The following is a 26,106-nucleotide window of genomic DNA, read 5'->3' as shown; positions in this document are numbered from 1 at the left end:
ACAATAGCCGGCATAATAACCTGTACCCGAAGTTACATTCATCTTTATTATATGCAAATTGTAGGCGTAACAGCTTACGAAGTTGAGAACAATGTTGATTTGGCTCACGAATATATACAGGACTTACGCAAAATCATGAAAAAACGAACCGCAAAGGACGCAAAGGACGCAAAGGAATAAGGTTTTAGAGAGTTATTGCGTAAGTCCTAATATAGTTAAAGCTGCTGATAATTATAAAATTGAAGATTATATGTGGTATCTGGCGCAGGTACATAAGAAGCTACGAGGATGAGCTAATGTCCCTTTGGAGATATAGCGATTCCCAGTTACGTGAGGTAGAGATAATATTTTGAAACGCAAAGGGACGCAAAGTAAAGCGCAGAGGTACGCAGAGATTTGTACCTCAGCAGACTAGGAAAAGCTATAAGCTGTTTTGCCTTTAATGACAGCAGTAACGTCGCTTCTCTATGAGATGCTACGCGATCGCTCAAAATTCAAAACTAATGAGCTTTATAAATAAATTTAGTTGCACTGCATCATGAGTCTTTGTCGGTCATAACCAGAATATGATTAAGCTAAGTTAAATTAATTATCTATCAGGTTGCGGTGGATAATCCAGCCCACCGTAACCTTTAGATTAATAGATTGAGTTTAACAAAAGCGATCGCTCTACACCTTAAACTTCTCAGCAATCCGCTTCATCGCTTCTTCCACATTCTCCCGGCTGTTAAACGCCGAAATGCGGAAGTAACCTTCACCCGCAGCCCCAAAGCCAGAACCAGGTGTCCCTACAACGTTGACAGTTTGCAGCAACTTGTCAAAGAATTCCCAACTGGATAAACCATTAGGCGTTTTCACCCAAACGTAAGGTGCATTCACGCCACCATACACTGATAATCCGGCGGCTGTAAGTTTCTCGCGGATAATTTTGGCGTTTTCTAGATAGAAATTAACCAATGCTTTGATTTGTGCTTGCCCTTCTTCAGAGTAAACCGCTTCGGCTCCCCGTTGAACGATGTAAGAAACGCCATTAAACTTGGTAGACTGGCGGCGATTCCAGAGTTTCCACAGTTCCACATCGGAACCATCGGCGGCTTTTCCTGTGAGTGTCTTCGGTACAACGGTTAAGGCGCAACGAGTTCCTGTAAAACCTGCGTTTTTGGAGAAAGACCGAAATTCGATCGCAACATCTCTTGCACCTTCAATTTCATAAATTGAGTGAGGAATCGACGGATCGGTAATATAAGCTTCGTAGGCTGCATCAAAGAAAATAATCGAGTTATTAGCTTTGGCATAGTCTACCCATGCTTTGAGATATTCCTTGGTAGCAGTTGCGCCAGTGGGGTTATTGGGAAAGCAGAGATAAATTAAATCGACTTTCTTTGAGGGAATTTCGGCGGTAAAGTTGTTATCAGCCGTAATTGGTAGATAAACTAAGCCTTCAAATTCGCCTTTATCGTTGGCATCTCCCGTATTTCCCACCATAACGTTAGTATCTACGTATACGGGATAAACTGGGTCAGTAACGGCAATTAGATTGTCATGTCCAAAGATTTCCAGAATATTGCCCGTGTCGCACTTGGAACCATCGGAGATAAAGATTTCGGAAGCATCGATATCGGCTCCCCGTGCTTGGAAATCTTGAGTAGCAATTTTCTCCCGTAACCAAGCGTAGCCTTGTTCTGGCCCGTAGCCTTTGAAGGTATTGCGATCGCCCATTTCTTCCACAGCTTTAATCATCGCTGCGCGGCAAGCCTCCGGCAGAGGTTCGGTAACATCGCCAATGCCCAGCCGGATGATTTTAGCATCAGGATTCGCTTCTGCAAAGGCATTCACCCGCCGAGCAATTTCTGGAAACAGATAACCTGCTTTCAGTTTCAGGTAGTTGTCGTTAATAGTTGCCATTATGTGGATTATGAAAAACGCCCTCAAATAGCTTACTGCTAATTTATGAGGGCGATAACTTTGTTATGGGGAGTGGGGATGAGGGAGCAGGGGGAGAATAACTAATGACAAATTAGACATTTACCGGCTGTTTACTATCGGCTGAATAATTGTTGCGATCGCTAATTACAAATTCCGTGAGGGTTTCTTTACCTGTAATCAATCTTGCTCCGCGATTCCGGGTGAAATAATTCCACGCCCACTGAATCATTACTACTAATTTGTTGTCAAATTCAATTAAGAAGTAGATGTGAATCACCAGCCAAAACAACCATGCAACGAAACCTTTCAGCTTCATAAAGCCCAAGTCGACTACAGCAGAATTGTGCCCAATCATCGCTAAACTACCATGATCGGTATAAGCAAAGGGTGGCAAACTTTTACCTGCAAGTCGCTGTTGGACTAATGTTGCGACATATTCACCTTCTTGCTTGGCTACAGGTGCAACACCGGGTAACGGTTTACCATTTTGATGAGAAAAATTTGCTAAGTCGCCAACTACAAAAATATTGGGATGTCCCTTAATACTCAAGTCAGGTTCAACGATAATCCGTCCAGCGCGATCGCACTCAGCACCTGTGCGTTCTGCTAGCACTTTTCCCATTGCTGAAGCTTTTACGCCTGCTGCCCATAATACCGTTTTTGAGGCAATTTCTTTAACTTCATCGCCTTGTTTGAGGGTAACAGTATCATTTTCAATATTCGTTACCAGTGTTTTTGTCTGGACAACCACACCCAAGCGTGTCAGGGATGCTTCCGCTTCTTGTGATAACTCTGGTGCAAAGGGTGGCAGAATCCGATCAAGCCCTTCTAATAGCAAAATTTTGGCTTCTGAGGTGTCGATGTTGCGGAAATCTTCTTTGAGAGTTTGATTTGCCAATTCTGCGATCGCGCCAGCTAACTCTACACCAGTAGGGCCACCACCCACAATTACAAAGGTTAACCAAGCCCGACGTTTTTCTGGATCGGTTTCTTTTTCTGCGGCTTCAAAGGCTGAAAAAATCCGGCTACGCATCTCTATGGCATCTTCTACAGTTTTCAAGCCTGGGGCGAATTCTTCCCAGTTGTCTTTGCCAAAGTAGGAATGCTTTGCACCTGTGGCAACAATCAACGTATCGTAAGCTATTGCTTCGTCGCCCACAGTCACTTGTTTTGCTTCTGGATCAATATTATTCACCTCTCCCAGCAGCACTTTCGTATTCTTGCTCTTGCTGAGGACAGAACGCAACGGTGAGGAGATATCCGCAGGAGATAGCGCACCTGTGGCGACTTGGTATAGGAGGGGTTGAAATAGATGAAAGTTACGTTTATCAATCAGAGTAACGTTTACGGCTGCCTTGGCGAGTGTTTTTGCCGCATAAAGTCCACCAAAACCACCGCCAACAATAACTACTTGATGTGGTGGATTATTGTCAAGTGAATTTACCATAAGAAATCTTATTGTGTATGCCGACTATTGTAACTATTCTTAACAAATTTGTATCAAAATTGTCATCACATATTTTGTATTGCTCTTTACTTTTGAAAAAGTATTAAAGTAACTAAAACTACAGGATAAAGAGAAATTTTCCCGATGGAGGTGCAAACAATAAGAGTTGGCAATATTTGAATTACTCTTTGCTTATGTAAATTTCTCAAGGGTAGATGTAAAATTTATGCAAACTTACTCAGAACTAGTTGATTCTGGTGCTTGTGTTAAACGTGGTGAATGAGTTCGCCGCCAACGGTTAAAACCATAGATAAGAGCAGCAAAAATTAACAAATAGGGACTATAAACAATTAACCAAATACCCAGCTTGAGTAAGCCAACGGAAAATGAACCAAAGGAGTGAGTAGATTTATTCCAAGTCTCCTGAACTTGCAAACCCAAGGCAGGTTGTGAACTGGTGCTGGAAACTGCTGCTTGTAAATTCAGCGTAATAGTGGAATAAGCTACTTGATTTTGTAGGCTTTTGAGTTGGGCATTAATTTGTTCTATCGTTTGTCTGACATTACTCAACTCCTGGGCAACACTAAGCACATCTCTAACAGAACCCGCCCGATCCATAATTTTTTGCAAATTGGCTTCAGTTTTTTGTAGATTCGTTAGTCTGGCTTGGAAATCTACCAAGCGATCGCCCACATCTTCGGCAGTGATATTACGACTCTCAACAGTGCCTAATTTAGCTAGTTCTTCCAGGGTAGATTCCAGCAAATTCTCTGGTATCCGCAATTGGATTGTTGCTGTGTAACGCGGGTTGTCGGTTTTGGGTTGTTGTTGTTTCAAACCGATCAAGTCCCCTTGCTGTTTATTGATAATTTGCGAAACAGCATCAATAGTCTTCTCTACAGAGTTGACAGTCAAAGAGATTGCTGCCTTTTTGATGAGTTGGGGACGAGAACGGACTATTGATGATGCAGTTTCCGCATTTTGGGAAACACTGTCTTCAAGAGCAGTTAATTGACTTACCGCGCCATTGGCTGCAATTTGAGGTGCAGACTGATTTGTTGATCGATCCGAAGAGGCGCAACTAGTGAAAATCACCCCTCCCAATAACGCACTTATAAATAAAGCAGATGTGCGCGGGAATTTAATTGAAGTATACATAATCTACCTCCAGATGGATGAAGTTAATCCCAGTATTGCTGATGAAAAACTTAAAGCTTGCATTGTTGCGATTTATGTAACAGGGTTAGTCATTTGTCATTTGTCCTTAGTCCCCGGAGTTCAAGGGGATAAATTCAATATTTGACAGTTAATCTGTGGTTACTCAATTTGAGGTACAATCGTAAGCCTGCGAATTAATGACGATGCTTGCTGACAGGAGATGCTTCTATGGCCCGGATGTATTATGACGAAGATGCCAATTTAGACCTTTTGGCTGGAAAAACTATTGCTATCATCGGCTATGGTTCTCAAGGTCATGCCCACGCTCTCAATCTCAAAGATAGTGGTTTGAATGTGATTGTGGGACTATATCCGGGTAGTAAGTCAGTAGCAAAAGCTGAAGCAGCTGGGTTAACTGTGAAAAATGTTGCAGATGCTGCCAATGCTGCTGATTTCATCATGATTTTGTTACCTGATGAAGTCCAAAAAACGATTTACAAAAACGAGATTGAACCAAATCTAGAAGAAGGGAATGTGTTAGCTTTTGCCCACGGCTTCAATATTCACTTTGGGCAAGTTGTACCACCAGCTAATGTAGATGTGGTGATGGTAGCACCAAAAGGGCCGGGGCATTTGGTACGGCGGACTTATGAAGGTGGTGAAGGCGTACCAGCGCTGTTTGCAGTTTATCAAGATGCCAGTGGTCAGGCACGCGATCGCGCCATGTCTTATGCTAAAGGTATCGGTGGTACTCGCGCTGGTGTTCTCGAAACGACTTTCCGCGAAGAAACCGAAACAGATTTATTTGGCGAACAAGCAGTATTGTGCGGTGGTTTGAGTGCTTTAATCAAAGCTGGATTTGAAACATTGGTAGAAGCTGGTTATCAACCAGAATTGGCTTATTTTGAATGTCTGCATGAAGTCAAGCTGATTGTTGACTTGGTTGTGGAAGGTGGTTTAGCTAAAATGCGCGACAGCATTTCTAACACTGCTGAATATGGCGATTATACTCGTGGGCCAAGGATTGTTACCGAACAAACCAAAGCTGAAATGCAGAAGATTCTCAGCGAAATTCAATCTGGGCAATTTGCACGAGAATTTGTTCTCGAAAACCAATCTGGTAAACCAGGATTTACCGCCATGCGTCGCAAAGAATCTGAACACAAAATTGAGGAAGTCGGTAAAGATTTACGCGCTATGTTTAGCTGGTTGAAAAAAGCTTAAGCAAAACGAGGATTTAAATGTGGAGACGTTATAGTGCAACGTCTCTACAATGAGTTTTAAATTACGCAAAATTATTTTTTATGCCGCTACAGGTGCTATTTTAAATAACATCATTTACTTTGAGTTTTAAAATAATCTGCAATATATAGCAATCCTATTTGATTTGTGAAAATCACAAGACTCAGATCCCCGACTTATTTAAGAAGTCGGGGATCTAGTTGTTCACGAATGATTTAGGATTGCTATACCTACCACGACGGCTTCCCCTTGGGCAAATTTTTTCGTAGCAAATACTCCTCTTCCTTTTGCTTAAAATGAAAGATGGTAGCAGACAGAGAGCATTTTCTCTCCTATTGGAGTTTATAAATATATGTGGTTACAATAACTTAACTGTATTAGGAGATAACTTTGTTTTTGAGCCAATATTTCCTAGAAATTCTCCTCCGCACTGGAGAACATTTAATATTAGTCGTAATTGCAATGATGGTAGCGATCGCCATCGGCATTCCTTCAGGCATTTTTATCACTCGCCATCCCAAACTCGCCCAACCTATTATCGGGCTAAGTAACGCTATTCAAACTACTCCTAGTTTAGCTATATTTGGCTTTCTAATTTCTGTACCATTTATTGGAGGAATTGGGAAAATTCCTGCTATTATCGCCTTAATTCTCTATGCTTTGCTCCCAGTAATTCGTAATACTTACATTGGTATTAATAGTGTCGATCCAGCAATTCGAGAGGCTGGGCGAGGGATGGGGATGACAGATAATCAATTACTGTTTCAAGTAGAAATCCCCTTAGCTTTAGGCGTGATTTTGGCAGGAGTTAGAGTAGCAACAGTTATTTCTGTGGGAATTGCTACCATTGCCTCAGCCATCGGCGGCGGGGGTTTGGGGACATTTATTTTTCGGGGGATTTCTACCCTGAATAATCAGCTAATTTTAGCTGGAGCAATACCCGCCGCTTTAATTGCGTTAGGTGCAGATTTTTCCTTGGGATGGTTAGAAAAAAATCTGACACAGCAAACAGAGAAAATTATAAAAATTAATCGCAAAACCGCCGTTTATTTGGCTATTTTAACATTACTAATTGGGGGACTAATTAGTTTTACTTATTGGCTAACGCCACCAACAATTATTATTGGATCTAAAAATTTCACTGAACAAGTTATTTTAGGAGAATTACTGGCTCAACAAATTGAATCTCATACCAAATTAAGGGTTGATAGGCGCTTAAATTTAGGTGGAACTTTTATATGTCATGAAGCTGTAAAAACAAGGCAAATATCTGGCTATGTAGAATACACAGGGACAAGTTTCACATCGGTTCTGAAACATAAACCTATTAGTAATCCCCAACTAGTCTACGAAAAAATTAAACAAGATTACAGCCAGAAATTTAAATTAGAAGTTATGCCGAGTTTAGGATTTAACAATACCTTTGCGATGATTATCAGGGGTGAAGATGCTCAACGGTGGCAAATTAAAACCCTTTCTGAAGTTGCTAAATATACGCCTCAAATGCAAGCAGGATTTGGTTATGAGTTTCTAGAACGACAAGATGGTTATCCAGGGTTAGCTAAAACCTATGGCTTAAAATTTAACAAACCTCCCCGACAAATGGAGTTAGGGTTGATGTATCAAGCTTTAAAAGAAAAGAAAGTAGATTTAATAGCAGCTAATTCCACAGATGGCTTGATTCCTATTTTGAATTTAGTTATTTTAGAAGATGACAAAAAATACTTTCCACCTTATGAAGCTGTACCTATCTTTAACCAGGCAATTCTAGAAAAACATCCAGAGCTACGAAAAGTTATTAATCAATTATCTGGGTTAATTTCTAATGAAGAAATGCAAAAAATGAATTATCAAGTTGACAATCAATCTCGCCCAGTTGAAGAAGTTGTTCGCAAGTGGCTAAACTCTAAGAAACTACCAAATCAAATGTGAAGCAAGTCAGACAATTTAGAATTTTGAATTACTTACCGGATAAATATGTTCGCTCTTTACCATCAAAGAATTATTGATTATATTGTTTAAAAACAGATGAAGCGGTATAAAAAGGATGTATTTTTTATTTCTACCTATACAAAAAGCTTGCTTAGATGAAAAGATTGAATAAAATAAAGTAACTACTATAATTACACAGTGATGAAAAAAATTTTTGATTTCTGTTTTGAAGTTGAATTTTATCTAAAAATCGCTATTAGTTGCACAATTGTTCAGCAGGGATTTTACTTACTGTTGCACAATATTGATATTGAACTCAACTTTATAACTCAGGTAGTTTTGTACTGGCTAGTTGGCTCTGTGTCATTTTATAGCATTGGTCTATTTATAGAAAAAGTAATTAAGAACAATGATACTTGGACAGAAAAACTGAATGTCAGGGTTAAAAAAGTCAAGAAACAACCTTTTCCATCTTTTACTATAAAAGGTATCATTATTGGGGAAATTAGAAGTTTCATAGCAGCTTTAATAATCCTCTATCTAGCACCAGAGGTAAATAGAGGTAATGGCTTGCTACTAAACTTTGGATGGTTCTTGATGAGAATAGTTCTGGCTGATTTCTGTTTTTACGTTTGCCATTTCTTACTTCATAAAAAATTTTTACAGAAAATCCATCTAAAACATCATGAGTTCGCCGACTCATCAAGTTTTGTCGCTGGACATAAGAGTTTAACTGAATATATTATTGTTACTATTACAGACCTTTTGCCTATCTTTATATTTGGGTATGATATAACCCAGCTATGCGCTTGGACTATTATAGGAAATGCTTACAACCTAGAAGGTCATAGTTCATTATCAATCTTTTTTGTTCCATCAGATTTTCACGATCTTCACCACAGTTGTTTCAAGAGAAACTATGGGATTCAAGGATTTTGGGACAGGTTATTCAACACACTAAATTCTCCTACAAAGAAACCAGGAATGATGTTTCCTATAGCTTATTTAGAGCATCTCATCATCAAGTCACCTAGTAGTTTAGATTGAGAATTAACTATTTAATCTTATCTTCCAAATTACCACCCCATTGTTCCCGGACTACCTTTAAATGGCCCGACAATATCAGCAGTAATCCATCCCCCGTAAAAATCACCGGGTTGAGACATAACTAGCTCATCATTTACATAACAAGCATCCATCAAACTAGGATAAAAAGCATAGTATTCTTGAATCGTCACAAAATCAGGTGTGGGGTCAAAATATCGCCAAGCAGCATTATTTATATACTTATCACCGATGCTTATATCATAATATTGGCACTTGCCTTTCCATTCACACCAAGTTTTTTTAGGTGTTTCTATCAGATATTCTAGTTTAATGTCTTCTGAAGGAATGTAATAAGAAGGAGGGTGGCTAGTTTCTACGACTCTTTTAGCTTTACTTGTTTCTGCTAAAACAATATTATTAACAATAATCCGAATTAATTTGTTGCTATCTTCTAAACGAGCCGGACGCGGATAATCCCAAACTGACTCTTGACCGGGTTGTAGGGGAATAGGATTTGGTCTCATAGTTAATAATTTCCTGTTTTTAGGTTGTTATTGAAATCCAAAGAGAGCTTGCATTAATTAAATTCAATTATAAGGAAATTTTTCGTACTATTCCTTCTAGATTTGGGGCTAATATTAATTACCGTTAATGCTTGATATCCTGAACAATCCTAAAACCAGTGTGTTGATAAAAATTGGGACGGAACCAATTGCGATAATATTTTAAAGCTTCTGTACCGTTAGTTATCCAACATCCTCCTAACATCATTTGATGTTTATTATCAAAAAATATAGCAGAATTGTCTTCGTAAAGATAATGAGGCTTATATCCTGATAAAGGATTTAAATGGTCACTCAAATGTTCCCAAACATTACCACGTAAATCGTATAATCCAGAATAGCTTTTGGCGCTTTCTAGCATTCCCACTGGACTAGGTGAGCCAAATTTTAAATTCACATTGTAATTGTCTACATCTTCTACGAAACTACTACCATAGGTTGCTAAATGATATTCGCCTTCACTCATTAAACGAGTATCTTTATCTTGCCAACGACAGTAAGCCATTGCTTCATAGTGGTTAACTTCTACAGGCCAATCTAAGGGTAAGTCGATTTCATCAAACATGGCTCGATACTTGTAACTGCCATTTTGAGGTATCCAAAATTTGGGATATTTGACGTTGTTTTCAGTTTTCCAATGCCAAGATTCTTCATGCCAATACGCTTGATTTTCGTAGCCACCAGCCTTGACAAAATAAACAAAATCTGAATTGGTAATCAGATATTTACTGGCTAAAAAAGGTTGGACTTCAACAGTGCGATCGCCATAATCAATATCCCACCCATAGGTTGGATCGTCAAAGGCTTTACCCAGCTTTACTACCCCACCAGGAACTCGTATCAGTTCGTTTTGAGGAGTGTAACCATTAAAAGGGGCGTATTGCCAGTTTTGGGGGCGTTTTACTCTCTCAATTGGTAGTTGGCGAATTAACATCGAAGAGGTTTCAATATGAATACGCTGGTGTTCAATCCCCATAATTAAAGCCCAGAGAGGATGATTGGGATGAATTGGTAGAGTAATTGGGGTAGTTTTAATTACTTCGGAAATTACAGAATATGCTTGTTTTCGATACTCCCAAGTTTGTGCAAATTGCGGCCATTCCAAATGAGCGATCGCTTCATTCAATTCCTCTGGTATCTCTGGATCGACTCCAATTTCAAACAGGATTTCATAGTCAGGATTGATACTCTTTTTTAATAATCCAACGGTAATTAATTTGTTGATATAGAAAACAGCCGAATGCCCTAGATAGAAAATTAGAGGATTTCTCAGAGGATCGGGATTTATATAGAATGTATCTTCCCCAACCAGGCTATTCATCAAAGTATCTTCCAGTTGCCAAGCATTTTCAAAGTAATCGAGAATCGCTTGAGAATTACAACTATCAAGTTTTGGAGGTTTAGCAGATTGTAGATTATTCATGGGTGTCAATTAACTGATATTTAAACAATACACAATTAAACTATTTTCCTTAATTAGGGTATTAATAACCCAAGCTTTTTAAAAGTATAGGTTAATTGCAGACTGTGTTTATACTTCTCTGGGCTGGTTTTTATTTTCACGTAGAGAAAATAAATATCCATGAATAAATGCCACTTACTTAAGTATTGAGAAATGCATATACCCTAGTCTGGGTAATGCCCACTTGCTTTAAGTAAGTGCCATTTATGATTAAACCATAAGCTTTATCAGTTAGGGTTTAAAGCCTAATTTACAGAGATATTTTTTGAAATTAAACTCTGAGGAAGCAAAATTTAAGCTTGACAAAGAATTAACCCAAACCACTGTTTAGGATCTGTCCAAGTTTTCAACGTCTTAAGTCCATGTGTCTCCAGTTGTTGTTGCATATTTACTAAATCAAACTTGCGAGAAATTTCGGTGAGAATGCTCTCTCCATCTGCAAAGCAAACTTGCAAATCTAGGGCTTCTAGAGATACCTCATGAGTTTTTCGACAATGCAGATACATCTCAATTTGGGCATCAGTTTGATTATAAATAGCTTGGTGATTGAATAAATTAAGGTCAAAATTGCTTTGAAAACGCCAATTTAAATGGGAAAGGATATTTAAGTTAAAAGCAGCTGTTACTCCCTGACTATCGTTATAAGCTGGTTCTAAAATTTCCTTGGGTTTTTGTAAATCGATTCCCAAAAGGAAGTAGTCACCTGCTTGTAAAGCTCTAGTAATTTGGCTTAAAAAAGCATTACATTCTTGTGGATTAAAATTACCAAGAGAACTTCCCAAGAAAAAAATCATCCGTGATGATGCAAATGTTGTTTCTAGCTTTGTCAAGGCTTGTTCGTAAGTTCCTATTAATCCCTCAACAAATAAATTTGGATATTTTTGTTTTAGTTTTAGTACGCTAGATTTCAGGATTCCGTGACTAACATCAATGGGAACATATCTACAGTAATTGGCAATTTTTTGGTAAGCATCTAACAAAAATAGAGTTTTTGTAGAACTGCCACTGCCTAATTCTACCAGTTCGCAAGCACCTGTTATCTGAGCTATTTCATCAGCATATTGATGCAAAATCCATGCTTCGGTTCGTGTTGGGTAATATTCAGGTAATTCACATATTTGTTCAAAGAGTTCCGAGCCGTAATCATCGTAAAAATATTTAGGAGGTAGGGTTTTAGGACTTTGAATTAATCCTTTAATTACATCTTCACCTTCATTGTTGAGAGCTTGATAATGCTCATTAAGAATTTTGAGAGATGTTGCTAGCATTATTTCAATATCCTTAGTTTGGAATTCAAGTATTTAATATGACATATTTTAGTATTTTATAGCAAGGTTTATATTTCAGTAATTCATACTAGCAAAATACTAAAACTCTACCAAGCTTGAGTAGTATAAGGTTTGCTTTCTTAATTTAATATTTGTTGATTTATTTAATAGTGAGCTAATAAGTATGTCGCTAGGAATAAACACAACTATATTATTAAAGGTAAACTTTTTGAAAGTATCACCAATGACCAATTAAAAATGACAAATAACAAAAATCGTAACTTAGCTTTATTTATGTAAACTTATAGTTAAATTAAAAATAATTGCAGGTTTGTGAGGATCGGAAGTTTACCCACGTTAATTATAATCAAGATTTGAGAGCAGAGGGGCTAAAGTACCCTCATAACCTCGTATTTGCGATTTCACTTGAGTTTGGAGAAACACAGGTACAGGCTGTAGGAGCAATTCATAAATTACCCCTACGGAAATTATAAAGTTCCATTAATCAATAGGGTCAAAGCGATTTACTAGGCTTGCTACTACGATCATTGGTAATCCTACAAGAAAACAAATTAGCCATTGATTTAAACTCAGTGGAGCAGTGGAAAATAAGTTATTCATCAAGTTCCACTGACTGAAAATTATCTGCAAAATTATTGTACAAGCTATGCCAATTCCAATAGCTGAGACATCACTAACTGTTTGTCTAACTCCCCGAATTTTATTTACGATCGCACTTCCTAATTGACTAATACTTAAAAGATAAAAAATTCTCCCAGCTACTAAAGCCTGAATTGCCATTGTCCGGGATAAATCTATATTTCCTGTAGTTTGTCTTGTCCATTCAAATACACCAAAAATCAGAATCCAGTTAAATAGAGAAATTACTAAAATTCTTTGGACTAAACTTTTAGAAAGTAACGGTTCGCGGGGGCTACGCGGTGATTTTTGCATTACCCTTTCTGACTTCGGCTCAAAGGCTAAAGGGACAGTCATAGCAATGGAATTAACCATATTCAGCCACAAAACTTGTAAAGATAAAATGGGTAATTCTCTGGCAAGCAGTACACTAATCAGAATTGTCATTGATTCGCCACCATTCACAGGTAAGATAAAGGCGATCGCTTTGAGCAAATTTCGGTAAACTGTCCGCCCTTCCTCAACGGCAGCTTCTATTGAGGCAAAGTTATCATCAGTCAAAATCATATCTGAGGCTTCTTTTGCCACCTCTGTACCCGCACCACCCATTGCAATCCCAATATCTGCTTGTTTCAGGGCTGGCGCGTCATTGACACCATCCCCTGTCATTGCAACAACCTCTCCTTTCGATTGGAGGGCTTCAACGATGCGAAGTTTCTGTTCTGGTGCAACACGGGCAAATACGGCCCCATCTTCGATAGCCGTCGCTAGTGCTGATTTATCCATTTGGGAAAGTTCAGCGCCAGTGAAAGCAAGAACTTCACCATTTTGATTAAAACCCATACGTTCTGCGATCGCTCTGGCTGTGATTGCATGATCGCCTGTAATCATTTTGACCTGGATACCAGCATTTTGACATGCTTTGACTGCTGCGATCGCTTCTGTTCTAGGCGGATCGATCATTCCTTGCAATCCCAAGAAAACCAAATCTTTTTCGATATCTGCATGTTCTAGGGAACTTTGAGTTGCTGATCCCGATTTCTTTGCAAAAGCTAGCACCCGTAAACCTTGATTAGCCATTGCATCAACTTCTTGATGTATAGTTTCCGGCTTCACTGCTACAATATTTCCCTCAGCATCCAATGTCTGCCGACAACGTTTGAGAATAGATTCTACTGAACCTTTAACATAGATAGTTTTAACTCGTGAAGGATTTTTCCGACTTCTTTCTTCATGCAAAGTTGCCATGTATTGAAACTCAGACTCAAAGGGAATAATATCCAGCCTGGGCATTTCTTGTTCTAAGTTGCTACTAGTCAGTCCAACTTTATTAGCAACAACTATCAAACCTCCCTCTGTGGGATCGCCAACAACTTGCCATTGTCCATCTTTTGTCTCCAATTGTGAATCATTACATAACAATCCAGCTTTGAGACATTCTTGCAAAACAGGAAAATTATGCCAATCTATTGGTTGTTCATCTAACAAAATCTCTCCCTCTGGAACATAGCCTACACCTGTGACTGTATAATTTTCTTCTCCTGCATAAATTGCTTGCACAGTCATCTGATTTTCAGTTAGAGTGCCAGTTTTATCAGAGCAGATAACTGTAGCACCGCCGAGAGTTTCAACTGCTGGCAATTTGCGAACGATCGCATGTCGCCGCGCCATCCGGGAAACACCTATCGCTAATGTTACCGTCACTACAGCAGGCAATCCTTCAGGAATCGCACTTACAGCAAAAGCAACAGCAGCTTCAAACATTTCTGCCCATGAGTTACCGTATCCCAGCCCGACTGCAAAGGTTAGTGCGGCGATCGCTAGAATGATGTACAGCAAGGTGCGGCTAAATTTATCAAATTTCCGTGTTAGGGGAGTTTTCAGGCTGGTTCCTTGCTCAATGAGTTGGGATATCCGCCCGGTTTCCGTAGCTTCTCCAATGGCTACTACGATTCCTCTAGCAGTACCAAAGGTGACAAAGCTACCCGCATAAGCCATGTTGTGCCGTTCTGCTAAAGGTGCATCTGCATTCAAGGGTTGGGTATTTTTTTCGATCGCGACTGACTCACCCGTAAGCGCTGATTCATTAACTTGCAGATTTTTGGCTCTCACAAGACGCAAATCGGCTGGTACTTTATCTCCAGAAGTCAGTAGCACCAAATCTCCAGGTACTAACTCTGCTGATGGAATCTGTACCTTTTGGCCGTTGCGAAGGATAGTTGCGTTAGTTTGTACTGAAGAAGCTAAGGCTGCGATCGCACTTTCTGCTTTCGATTCTTGAATAAAACCAATAATGGCATTAATTAGAGTTACGCCCCAAATTACCCAAGCATTCACCCACTGGCCAATTAAAGCTTTGATTGCACCCGCAATTAGCAAAATGTAGAGCAAGGGTTGGTTAAATTGCAACAAAAACCTTAACATTGGATTTGTTCCAGGTTTGCCCTTGAGTTCATTAGAACCAAAACGTTCGCGTCGTTTTGTCACCTCATCTGAAGTCAAACCTGTTTCTAGATTTGTGTTTAAATGCCGAGCCACATTTGATTCAGGTAAGTTGTGCCATTGCTGTGGCTGCATGCTTTTTTCAGATGTTGCTGTCATTTTGTTTGCCTCAAGATTGAGAATCAGGAGAGTAAAGCCTGAATGTTATGGCGGTTTCTATTTAGATGCGGAACAAGATTGTATGGGTGTATCTCACGTAAAAGAGAACCGTTATAGCCATTTGTTTATTAACTAAACATTAAAACTATAAAAAATAAATGTGATTCAAAAGTGACAAGCTAATTAAAATCTAAATAAAAGTCTATTTTTATCTTCTTGTGATGAAGCGTCCATCCTTCAAAAGTACGAAATTAAAGCAAAGTTTTTGAGGGAAGTTGGAGGGATATTTATAACAAGATATTACTAATTTTAAGCGTATCTTTTTATACATGATTACTATTTGATTAATATCCCTCTTCTGTCACTCTCCGAAAACTTTTGCCATTTCTGAATTCTAGAGCTTTTGTATAACCTGCGATCGCGCTCTTATTTTCTAATAACAAATACAAGACCGATTTTTTCCTAATAGTATAGCTTGTATTGATTGCCTCATCAGGCTTCTAGCGATCGCCCTCCCGGAAAGTGACAGAAGAGGGATATAGCTTTTCCTAGTCTGCTGAGGTACAAATCTCTGCGTACCTCTGCGCTTTACTTTGCGTCCCTTTGCGTTTCAAAATATTATCTGTACCTCACGTAACTGGGATCGGTATTGTAGGGTGTATTATACCAATTCGCAATTAAAAAACTTAGAGATTGCAAGCTTTTTAGTAGGCGTAGGTTGGGTTGAGGAACGAAACCCAACATTATCAAGGCTTTGTTGGGTTTCACTTCGTTCAACCCAACCTACGATTCTATATAGTATTAAGTAGGTAGTTAAAATTAAAAAATAAAAACCTACTTTTGAGGGATAATATCATGTCCGGTTAAATAATTGTCATTGCGTTTGCCCTTAGCGTTCCCGCAGGGTACGAAGTGAAGCAATCCCAAAAGCCTTGCGATTGCTTCCTTCCACTTCGTTGCACTCGCAATGACATATCACAAGTAATTTGCCGGACATGATATAAATCACTCAAAAGTAGGATTATTAGGACTAAAGTCCTTACTACAAACTTTAATTTATTTAAGTTTAGTTACTTATCTTTTATAGTCATCAAAGAGATTTACAAGTAGGAGTTTTAATAAATTTCGTGCAAATAATTTTGAGAAGCAAACAGCGATGCCTTCACAGTAGGCATCGCGGATTTTAGATAAAATCTAAAATCCAAATCGAGTTACCGATTCACCGCCGCCGCTTCTCGTGCTGCTGCTGCTTGATCTGGGTGGATACCCAAGCGAGTGAGATTAATCCGACCTTTGTTATCAATTTCACGGACTTTGATAATCACTTCATCGCCCACCGCTACTTCATCCTCAACTTTGCCAACGCGGTAGTCAGCTAGTTGTGAGATGTGGATCATCCCTTCTTTCCCAGGCAGAAATTCCACAAATGCACCTATGGGTATAATCCGAGTAATGCGTCCTGCATAGACATCCCCTTCGTGTAACTTGCGAGTCATGCCTTGGATGATGTTTCTGGCTCTCTTCGCCTTGTTCTCATCCACAGCCGAAATTGTTACCGTGCCATCATCTTCGATGTCAATTTTTGCACCAGTTTCTTCGGTAATCCCCTTAATAGTCTTACCACCAGGCCCGATGACCAGACCAATCATGTCTGAATCAATCTTGATTGTTAACAGACGTGGGGCATAAGGTGAGGTTTCTATCCGTGGTGTGTCAATGCAGGCGAGCATTTTCTCCAGAATGTGCAACCTAGCTGCTTTGGCTTGGTGGACGGCTTGGGAAATAACCTCCAAAGACAAACCGGGGATTTTCATATCCATTTGCAAGGCGGTAATTCCGGTATCCGTCCCAGCAACCTTGAAGTCCATATCGCCCAAAAAGTCCTCAATGCCCTGAATATCGGTGAGGATTCGCACTTCGTCCCCATCCTTAATCAGACCCATTGCTGCGCCACTGACGGGTTTGATAATTGGTACACCAGCATCCATCAGGGCGAGGGTGGAACCGCAGACTGAACCCATTGAGGTGGAACCGTTGGAAGAAAGTACTTCCGATACGATGCGAATCACGTAGGGAAATTGTTCTTTTGAGGGTAACACAGGAATTAGCGATCGCTCTGCTAATGCCCCGTGACCGATTTCACGCCTTCCTGGTGAACGCATTGGCTTGGTTTCCCCGACTGAGAACGGCGGGAAGTTGTAATGATGCAGATAACGCTTATGTTGGTCTAACTGCATATCATCGTTGAGGTTTTGAGCATCCCCAGGTGTACCTAAAGTACAAGTAGATAATACCTGAGTTAGCTCCCGGTTAAATAAACCGCTACCGTGGACTCGCTTTGGTAAGACACCAACTGAACAAGAAACACGACGTACTTCATCGAGTTTACGACCATCAACGCGAACGTTATCTTCGATGATTTGCCGCCGCATGAAGTACTTAGTAATATCTTTAAAAGTGTTACCAAGTGCTTTGCTATTTGCAGTTGCAGCAACTCGAATTGGATCTTCTTCTGGAAGTTCCTTAATCGTCGTGGCAATTTCATCCTTGACGACATCTAAAGCTGCATCGCGTTCGGGTTTGGTGAAGTTAAATTGAGAGAGAATTTTCTTAATCTGACCGTTAGCGCGATCGCGGATATAATTTTCTAGCGTCTGGTCTACTACTGGTGGTGCTTCTTGCACTATCACTAAGCCCAGTTCTGCTACTAAATCTTGCTGCGCTTTGATTAAGTCCCGCACTGCTTCATAACCAAAGTCAATCGCCTCGATGATATCTCGTTCTGGCAACTGATTGGCTCCCGCCTCCACCATGATTACGCCATGTGGTGAACCTGCTACTACCAGATCCAAGTCTCCGGCTTCAGTTTCTGCATAAGTGGGGTTAATAATGAAATCATCTCCCACTAAACCAACGCGAACTGCTGCCATTGGCCCATTAAAAGGAATCTGAGCAATCAGGGTAGCGATGGAAGCGCCTGTGACTGCTAGTACATCGGGTGGAACCAACTCGTCCATCGATAGCGTTAAGGCGATAATTTGCAGATCATCCCGTAACCATGAGGGGAACAAGGGACGCATGGGACGGTCTATAAGACGGCTGGTGAGAATTGTTTTTTCTGGTGGACGACCTTCGCGCCGCATGATCCCGCCGGGAATCCTACCAGCTGCATACAACCTTTCTTCGTAATCTACAGTGAGGGGAAGAAAATCAATGCCTTCTCTGGCTTGCGATCGCGTAGCTGTCACTAAAACGGATGTATCCCCTGATTCTATCAAAACCGACCCACCTGCCTGGGGAGCTAGTAAGCCTACTTTCAGTCGAATATCCCTGCCATCGAAGGATATTGACTTATCAACTTCTGCCATTCAGTTCTTTTTCCTTCTCTTTCGCTATTCTCTTTCTGTGGCAATCCTAACATTTATGCACTAGGGCTGACTTCTAGTACATACAAAGATAGAGAAGTCTTCAACCCAAAGCACGATACATCATCAGCGCATCTACCACTTGTTCATCCCCTAGCTTCGCCGCACGCGGGATTCGTCCAATAATCTCAAATCCTAACGATTGCCAAAGGGTAATTGAAGGTATATTAGTTTCAAAGACCAAATTGAACATTACTGCTTCGTAGCCCAGGTTTGCTGCTATCAAGAGCATAGCCTCCCCCATGAATCGCCCAATGCCCTGACCGCGTAACCCAGGTTGTACAATAAAACCAGCGTTGCAAATATGGCAACACCGACCAGGGAAGTTTGGTTTTAAATAAAACGCCCCTAATATTTCTATTGGCTTGTGTGTAGCATCCTTACCAGATGTCCTGACAACAAAGGCATCTTTGCTTAACCAGTAAGTTGAAAATTCTGCCGGAGATAGAGGTTGCTTTTGGGGATAAGTTTTACCTTCAATAATTACAACATTTAGTAATGCTCTTACAACCTCTTGTTCTTGAGGATGCATATAATCTAATTCTACTGTTATGTTATTTTTGATAACTTTAACTAGAGGAAAATCCATTATCAATAATGTTTATGCATAAAACTGATTTGAAATTATTATAAATGTTATTGAAAAAATTGAATAAATAGAGTTTTTGCGAGTTAAATTATTTAATTTTACGAAAATCTGAGTAGTTAGCAAATGGCGATTTTACACGGTAATTGGTTACTCAAAAGTCAAAAGGGTTGTTTATTTATTTGGGGAGAAACGTGGCGATCGCTACGAGCGAATTATGAGCTTAATGCATCTGGAGATATCCCAGTACATCCATTGGCAATGACATCAGTGGAGTTAAGCGAGTGGTTGGTTTCCCAGAACATGGCGATTACCAACTTCATCGAGAAACCTCAAGTTGCGATCGCAACTACTGGACGAACACGTAAAGCCGCCAGTCCGACTGAGATAAAATTACCAACGCATTCGCAAATCATTGCGCTACCAACTCATATCTCTGAAAACAATGTAGAAGGAACATCTGCAATTTTCCCCGTACATTCTGCCAGCTTGGGATTAGAAACAGACTCCCCGCAATATTTGCACCCGTGGCGAGTTGAGGGTTTTTGTCTTAACCCCAGCGAAGCAGTAAAATTTCTCGCTGCTATTCCCCTAAATGCTGCAAAAGGGGAAGATGCCTTTTTAGGAGGAGATTTACGTTTTTGGTCGCAAGTTTCCCGATGGAGTTTAGATTTAATCTCGCGGTGTAAGTTTTTACCAAGAATTGACAGACAATCAGACGGTGCATTTGCTGCTAAATGGCAAGTACTTCTAGACAGTGCTGTAGATGGAACTCGCCTAGAAAGATTTTCTGCGAATATGCCGTTGGTTTGTCGTACTTATCAGGGAGACGGGGGAGACAAGGAGACAAGGGGACAAGGGGACAAGGAAAATAACCATGCTGAATGCCTAATATATATAGACTTTCCTGCCGAACCTCAAGAATTACTTTTGGGATTTCTCAACAGTACGATAGATACTCAAGTCCGAGAAATGGTAAGTTCTCAACCTCCAATGGAAGCTAAGGCGATCGCATCTTTACCAGGTGGGGTACGACAGTGGTTGCAAGCTTTAACTAGTGCATCTCATACAGTTAACGCAGATGCTATTGAAGTGGAACGACTGGAAGCGGCACTGAAGGCTTGGACGATGCCGCTACAGTACCAATTAACTCTTAAAACTCTATTTCGTACTTGTTTTCAACTGCGTTCTCCAGAGTCTGGCGAAACAGATTGGACGTTAGCGTATTTTCTGCAAGCAGCTGACGATTCTGAATTTGTGGTAGATGCGGCAACTATTTGGAACAATCCAGTTGAAAGATTGGTTTATGAAAATCGGACAATTGAGCAACCACAGGAAACATTTTTGCGAGGTTTGGGGCTAGCTTCTCGATTATATCCAGCGATCGCACCCAGCTTTGAAACCGAATATCCCCAATCTTCTCGGATCACCCCCATGCAAGCTTATGAGTTTATCAAAGCTGTAGCTTGGAGGTTAGAAGACAGTGGTTTGGGAGTAATTTTGCCTCCTAGTTTGGCGAACCGCGAAGGATGGGCGAATCGTTTGGGTTTGAAAATTTCAGCCGAAACCCCAAAGAAAAAGCAGGGACGTTTGGGGTTGCAGAGTCTACTAAATTTCCAATGGCAATTGGCAATTGGCGGACAAACTATTTCTAAAGCTGAGTTTGATAAACTTGTGGCTTTAAATAGTCCGCTAGTAGAAATTAACGGTGAGTGGGTGGAATTGCGGCCTCAAGATATCAAAACAGCCCAAACATTTTTTACCACTCGCAAAGACCAAATGGCGCTTTCCTTGGAAGATGCCTTGCGTTTTAGTACAGGGGATACCCAGGTAATAGAAAAATTACCAGTGGTCAGCTTTGAGGCATCTGGGGCATTGCAAGAGTTAATTGGGGCGTTAAGCAATAATCAAGCGATCGCACCTTTACCGACACCAGCAGGCTTTAAAGGACAGTTGCGACCTTATCAAGAACGAGGTGCTGCTTGGCTGTCATTCTTGGAACGTTGGGGCTTAGGTGCGTGTCTCGCCGACGATATGGGACTCGGTAAAACCGTGCAGTTTATCGCTTTTTTGCTACATCTTAAAGAACAGTATACACTAGAAAATCCAACTCTCTTAGTTTGTCCAACTTCTGTTTTAGGTAACTGGGAAAGAGAAGTCAATAAATTTGCACCAAGCCTGAAAATTTTGCAATATCACGGTGACAAACGCCCAAAAGGAAAAGCATTTTTAGAAGCCGTAAAAAAACATGATTTAATCGTTACCAGCTACTCACTTCTTCATCGAGATATCAAATCATTGCAAAGTGTATCTTGGCAGATAATAGTTTTAGATGAAGCCCAGAATGTGAAAAATCCAGAGGCGAAACAGTCAAAAGCAGTGCGGGAATTAGAAGCGACATTTCGCATTGCATTGACGGGAACACCAGTAGAAAATAGACTGCAAGAACTCTGGTCTATTTTAGATTTTCTCAATCCTGGGTATTTAGGGAATAAGCAATTTTTCCAGCGTCGATTTGCCATGCCAATTGAAAAGTATGGTGATACCGCTTCTTTGACTCAATTACGTTCATTAGTGCAACCATTTATACTGCGGCGATTGAAAAGCGATCGCGACATCATTCAAGATTTACCAGATAAGCAAGAAATGACCGTATTTTGTGGTTTAACTGGTGAACAAGCCGCACTTTATCAACAAGTTGTAGAACAATCTTTAGTAGAGATAGAATCTGCTGAAGGATTGCAACGCCGGGGGATGATTTTGGCTTTATTAATCAAACTCAAACAAATCTGCAATCATCCAGCCCAATACTTGAAACAGGCGACATTAGAGCAACATAATTCAGCCAAACTTCTGCGTCTAGAAGAAATGTTAGAAGAAGTTTTAGCAGAAGGCGATCGCGCTTTAATTTTCACACAATTTGCTGAGTGGGGTAAGTTACTAAAACCCTATTTAGAAAAACAGCTTGGGCGAGAAATATTCTTTTTATATGGCAGCACCAGCAAAAAACAACGAGAGGAAATGATCGACCGTTTCCAACACGATCCTCAAGGGCCACCGATTATGATTCTTTCTCTGAAAGCGGGTGGAGTCGGATTGAATTTAACACGAGCAAATCATGTATTCCACTTTGATAGATGGTGGAATCCAGCCGTAGAAAATCAAGCCACAGACCGAGTATTTCGGATTGGTCAAACCCGGAATGTGCAAGTACATAAATTTGTTTGCACAGGCACTTTAGAAGAAAAAATTCATGACATGATTGAAAGTAAAAAACAATTGGCTGAACAAGTTGTAGGTGCTGGTGAAGAATGGTTGACTGAACTAGATACAGACCAACTCCGCAACTTACTAATACTAGATCGCAGTGCAGTAATTGACGATGATGCAGAATAAGTTTGTAGTAAGGACTTTAGTCCTTGATTTGAGCGCTAAAGCGCTCACTAAAAACCTCGCAAAATTAATGGGACAGACCACTAGATTAAATATGCGATATTGAAAAATATCACACCTTCTTCTTTACCCTGTGCCATCATGTCGAATCACTTTGCCCACGGTTATGCGTTGTTAATTGGGGTTGGCAGAACAGCCGAATCTCGATATTCATTGCCTGTCACAGTTAAAGATGTACAAGCCCTGAAAGCAGTACTAACCGATCCAAACTTGTGTGCCTATCTAGATGATTCCGAACATATTCGCTTATTGCAGAATGAACAGACAACGCGCAGTGAAATTTTAGATGGATTAACGTGGTTAAAGGAAAAGGCTGCTGATAAAGATGCAACAATTGTAGTTTTTTACTCTGGTCATGGGTGCTTTGACTTATCAAGTCAATCTTATTATTTGCTGCAACATGACTTCAATTCCACAGACATTGCTAACACCGCCCTATCTGCCCAAGAATTTACTCAAGCTTTGCGGCAGATTCAAGCAAAGCGATTGTGGGTGGTAATTGATAGTTGCCATGCAGAGGGTATGGCTACTTCTAAAGGCGAACTACCTGCTGATTTTATCGCTACGGCATTGCCCAAGGGTGTAGTCGATGCCTTGAAGCAGGGCGAAGGAAGGGCGGTGTTTACGTCTTCCAGAGGCAATCAGGTTTCTTGGATACGTCCTGATGGAACCATGAGTCTCTACACTTATCATCTAATTGAGGCATTGCGGGGAGCGGCTAATCAACCAGGCGATTCCAAAGTTATGCTCTCAAATCTGATCAATCATTTGGGTAAAACCGTTCCAGAGAGTGCCAGAACCCAACGTCAGGCAGAACAGACTCCGTTTTTTGATACGGCGATGGAAGATTTTCCTATTGCCATGCTTCGGGGAGGGAAAGGACTACCAAGCTCAACTACAGTCCCAGATTTGCAAATTATGACAGATCAACAAGTGGTAACACCTGCATTAGCAAGAGCAAAACGAGCCTTAGCAATTTTGGAAGAACAAGCTGCTTCCTTTGGCATTCGTATTCCAGTGGATTTGCAGATTGAATTAGAAGAGAAACGCCGCCAGGTAATTGAATTAGAGTCCCGGCATCAAAGAACAGGGTTGGATTAAGCGAATATAAGTAGGTAAACGTAATTAATTACACAAAGTCATTGCGAATGTAGCGAAGCGAAATGAAGCAATCGCAAGGGCTGGGATTGCTATCTCTACGAGACGCTCCGCGAACGCTTCGCTCGCAATGACTGTAATTAATTTTGCGTGGTTACTTATCCGACGATGATTTTTCTCATTCCGAGTTCTGAACACGAACTTCAGAGTTCTGAACACAAACCGCCGAGTTCTGAACGCTAACTGTCGAGTTCCGAACACGAATCGCCGAGTTCTGAACGCTAACTGTCGAGTTCCGAACACGAATCGCCGAGTTCTGAACACGAATCGCCGAGTTCTGGGAGATACTGTGAAAGACTAAAGTTACCCCACAGGCTTTTGATCCCCCCAACCCCCCTTAAAAAGTGGGGCAAGAGAGTTTCTTAAAGTCCCCCTTTTTAAGGGGGATTTAGGGGGATCTCCCTAGTGTGCAGCGTATTAATATTAGATTTATTTTTTATATAACCTTATGGATAATCAAGAAGCATTACAGCGAACTCTTAACCGCGCTCGTCGCGCCCTCCAGATATTAGAGGAGGAAAAAGCTAGTTATGGGATTAGAGTTCCAGTAGATTTGCAAATCGAACTAGAAGAAAAACAAAAAGAAGTCACTAGCTTAGAGGCGCGATTAAGCCAGTTACAGGGAAAGCGCCCAGAAAGTTTGCCCGATAACCTGCCCCGCTATAACCATGTGTTTGTGGGACGCAAACAAGAAATCGCCCGTTGTTTGGAGGCACTTTCACCAGACGAGCGCGGTTGGGGTGTGACGATCGATGGTATTGGTGGTATGGGCAAAACGGCGTTAGCACTGGAAGTAGCACACCTAGCCCGTAAGCAAGCCTTATTTGATGCCTACCTGTTTGTTTCTGCCAAGACTACCTGGCTCTCAGCTGAAGGAGTACGGGAAGAAACCCTTGCTCTGTCTTCTCTCGATAGCTTCTGCCGGGAATTTGCCAAGGAGTTGGGACAGACAGACATTGTGAAAATGACTGATGCCAAAGAACGCCGCCGCGCCCTTCTCGATGCGCTGCGGGGACGGCGCACCCTATTAATTTGGGACAACTTGGAAACGCTGAATGCAGAAGAACGCGATATGATTGCCGAGTTTGTGCGGAAACTGCCCACCCCCAACAAAGCCATCATCACCAGCCGCCGCCGCACTGGGGAAAGCGCTGTCACCATCCGCTTAGATCGTCTCTTAGAGGCAGAAGCTTTGGAATTAATGACAGAGAAGGGAAGATCGCACACCCATCTAGCCCAGGAACTAAACGCCACGAAGCCAGAGATATTGACCGCTTTATATGAAGCGTCTGGTGGCAATCCCCTAGCGCTGGATTGGACATTGGGACAGGTGGCACACAAAGGCTACTCGATCAGTGATGCCCTAGAGCGGTTGCGGAATGCTGCCAAATCTCCCGATCTCTACGGGTTTCTGTTTGCCGATGCTGCCCAAACTCTCTCTGAGAGCGATCGCACAGTGTTATCTGCCCTAGTTGTATTCCTGACACCAGCAAAAACCGCAGCACTGGCAGATGCTACAGATTTAGCCATCACCGAGATCCACGTTTCTTTAGAGCGGTTGGTAACACTATCTTTGGTGAATGACTTGGATGGAGAACGGTTTGGACTGCACCCCCTCACCCGTACATATATCCGGGCAGCTGTGGACGGAACGGATACTGTCGGGACTGCACCCCCAGCGAGTGGAATTCGGTTTGATTCTGCCGCCCAACGCAAAGTTCTCCGCTACTGGGTGGACTTTGCCCAGAAGTACGGGGGTAACGACAAAAATGCCTACAAAACCCATGATAAGCTCGAAGCCGAGTGGCAGAACTTAGAGGGCGTGGCGACAACCCTGCGGGAGATGGCTGGTATCCCCGGTGCATTGAAAGACCGACAGGCTGCCCAGATGCTCATCGATTTAGAAAACGCTTTGTCTAACTTCCTCTTCTTTCGAGGCTACTGGGATGAGGGGGTGCGCTTGGGTGAGTGGCGATATCAGGCAGGAAAGGCGCTGAGTCAGTGGAGCGATGTTAGTGGGGGTGCCTCTAGTGTTGCCTGGATTTACTACAATCGGAGGGAGACAGATCGGGCAGCAAGTTGGGCGGCTCAGGTGGCGGAGGCGATGGAGCGGGGCGGCAACCGTCGGGACAAGGGTGTTGCAATTCGGTTGCAAGGAGTGATTGCAATGCAACGCCGAGACTGGCCACAAGCGGAGCT

At 41.3% G+C, this 26,106-nt stretch carries 15 protein-coding genes; 6 read left to right on the top strand and 9 right to left on the bottom strand.

All coding sequences use genetic code 11. The features are described from left to right. Window positions 1-669 precede the first annotated feature (669 nt). The 3 genes from VB732_RS31695 to VB732_RS31685 form a co-directional block, all read right to left on the bottom strand. Window positions 670-1,905, bottom strand: a complete 1,236-nt coding sequence (locus tag VB732_RS31695) for an LL-diaminopimelate aminotransferase (RefSeq protein WP_323234817.1) — start codon at window positions 1,903-1,905, stop codon at window positions 670-672. Between the two features lie 112 nt (window positions 1,906-2,017). After that, window positions 2,018-3,373: an NAD(P)/FAD-dependent oxidoreductase gene (locus VB732_RS31690; protein ID WP_323234816.1), complete on the bottom strand. Its 1,356-nt coding sequence runs from the start codon at window positions 3,371-3,373 to the stop codon at window positions 2,018-2,020. Window positions 3,374-3,607: 234 nt separating this feature from the next. Further along, window positions 3,608-4,531, bottom strand: a complete 924-nt coding sequence (locus tag VB732_RS31685; RefSeq protein WP_323234815.1) for a DUF4349 domain-containing protein — start codon at window positions 4,529-4,531, stop codon at window positions 3,608-3,610. 228 nt (window positions 4,532-4,759) lie between these two features. Between VB732_RS31685 and ilvC the strand changes: the two genes are divergently transcribed. From ilvC to VB732_RS31670, 3 genes are all read left to right on the top strand, one after another. After that, window positions 4,760-5,755: a ketol-acid reductoisomerase gene (ilvC, locus tag VB732_RS31680; protein ID WP_322697670.1), complete on the top strand. Its 996-nt coding sequence runs from the start codon at window positions 4,760-4,762 to the stop codon at window positions 5,753-5,755. A gap of 408 nt (window positions 5,756-6,163) precedes the next feature. Continuing rightward, entirely contained in the window at window positions 6,164-7,705 is a 1,542-nt protein-coding gene (locus tag VB732_RS31675; protein WP_323234814.1) for a glycine betaine ABC transporter substrate-binding protein, read from the top strand. 201 nt (window positions 7,706-7,906) lie between these two features. Beyond that, window positions 7,907-8,752, top strand: coding sequence for a sterol desaturase family protein (locus VB732_RS31670; RefSeq protein ID WP_323234813.1), 846 nt, complete (start codon window positions 7,907-7,909; stop codon window positions 8,750-8,752). 29 nt (window positions 8,753-8,781) lie between these two features. Here the strand turns inward: VB732_RS31670 and VB732_RS31665 are convergent, their stop codons facing one another. The 6 genes from VB732_RS31665 to VB732_RS31640 all read right to left on the bottom strand — a co-directional run bounded on the left by VB732_RS31665 (window position 8,782) and on the right by VB732_RS31640 (window position 19,299). Continuing rightward, window positions 8,782-9,276: a DUF427 domain-containing protein gene (locus VB732_RS31665; RefSeq protein WP_323234812.1), complete on the bottom strand. Its 495-nt coding sequence runs from the start codon at window positions 9,274-9,276 to the stop codon at window positions 8,782-8,784. A gap of 124 nt (window positions 9,277-9,400) precedes the next feature. Next, on the bottom strand, window positions 9,401-10,738 hold the full coding sequence (ovoA, locus tag VB732_RS31660; RefSeq protein WP_323234811.1) for a 5-histidylcysteine sulfoxide synthase: 1,338 nt from the start codon (window positions 10,736-10,738) through the stop codon (window positions 9,401-9,403). A gap of 332 nt (window positions 10,739-11,070) precedes the next feature. Then, on the bottom strand, window positions 11,071-12,045 hold the full coding sequence (gene egtD, locus VB732_RS31655; RefSeq protein ID WP_323234810.1) for an L-histidine N(alpha)-methyltransferase: 975 nt from the start codon (window positions 12,043-12,045) through the stop codon (window positions 11,071-11,073). 501 nt (window positions 12,046-12,546) lie between these two features. After that, a complete protein-coding gene (locus VB732_RS31650) occupies window positions 12,547-15,285 on the bottom strand; it encodes a cation-transporting P-type ATPase (RefSeq protein WP_323234809.1) in 2,739 nt (912 codons plus the stop codon). A 1,211-nt stretch (window positions 15,286-16,496) separates the two neighbouring features. Beyond that, the gene (locus VB732_RS31645) at window positions 16,497-18,653 is read right to left on the bottom strand and encodes a polyribonucleotide nucleotidyltransferase (protein ID WP_323234808.1); all 2,157 of its coding nucleotides are present in this window, start codon (window positions 18,651-18,653) and stop codon (window positions 16,497-16,499) included. A 100-nt stretch (window positions 18,654-18,753) separates the two neighbouring features. Continuing rightward, on the bottom strand, window positions 18,754-19,299 hold the full coding sequence (locus VB732_RS31640) for an N-acetyltransferase (RefSeq protein ID WP_323234807.1): 546 nt from the start codon (window positions 19,297-19,299) through the stop codon (window positions 18,754-18,756). A gap of 123 nt (window positions 19,300-19,422) precedes the next feature. Here VB732_RS31640 and VB732_RS31635 point away from each other — a divergent pair, with 123 nt between their 5' ends. The 3 genes from VB732_RS31635 to VB732_RS31625 all read left to right on the top strand — a co-directional run. Next, on the top strand, window positions 19,423-22,692 hold the full coding sequence (locus tag VB732_RS31635; RefSeq protein WP_323234806.1) for a DEAD/DEAH box helicase: 3,270 nt from the start codon (window positions 19,423-19,425) through the stop codon (window positions 22,690-22,692). Window positions 22,693-22,830: 138 nt separating this feature from the next. Further along, window positions 22,831-23,850, top strand: coding sequence for a caspase family protein (locus VB732_RS31630; protein ID WP_323234805.1), 1,020 nt, complete (start codon window positions 22,831-22,833; stop codon window positions 23,848-23,850). Between the two features lie 505 nt (window positions 23,851-24,355). Beyond that, a partial coding sequence (locus VB732_RS31625) for an NB-ARC domain-containing protein (protein WP_323234804.1) occupies window positions 24,356-26,106 on the top strand: 1,751 nt, incomplete at its 3' end.

Origin of the sequence: Nostoc sp. UHCC 0252, assembly GCF_034931145.1 — a bacterium.
In the GTDB taxonomy this organism is placed as follows: domain Bacteria; phylum Cyanobacteriota; class Cyanobacteriia; order Cyanobacteriales; family Nostocaceae; genus Nostoc.
This window is presented reverse-complemented; position numbering and strand designations above follow the sequence as displayed.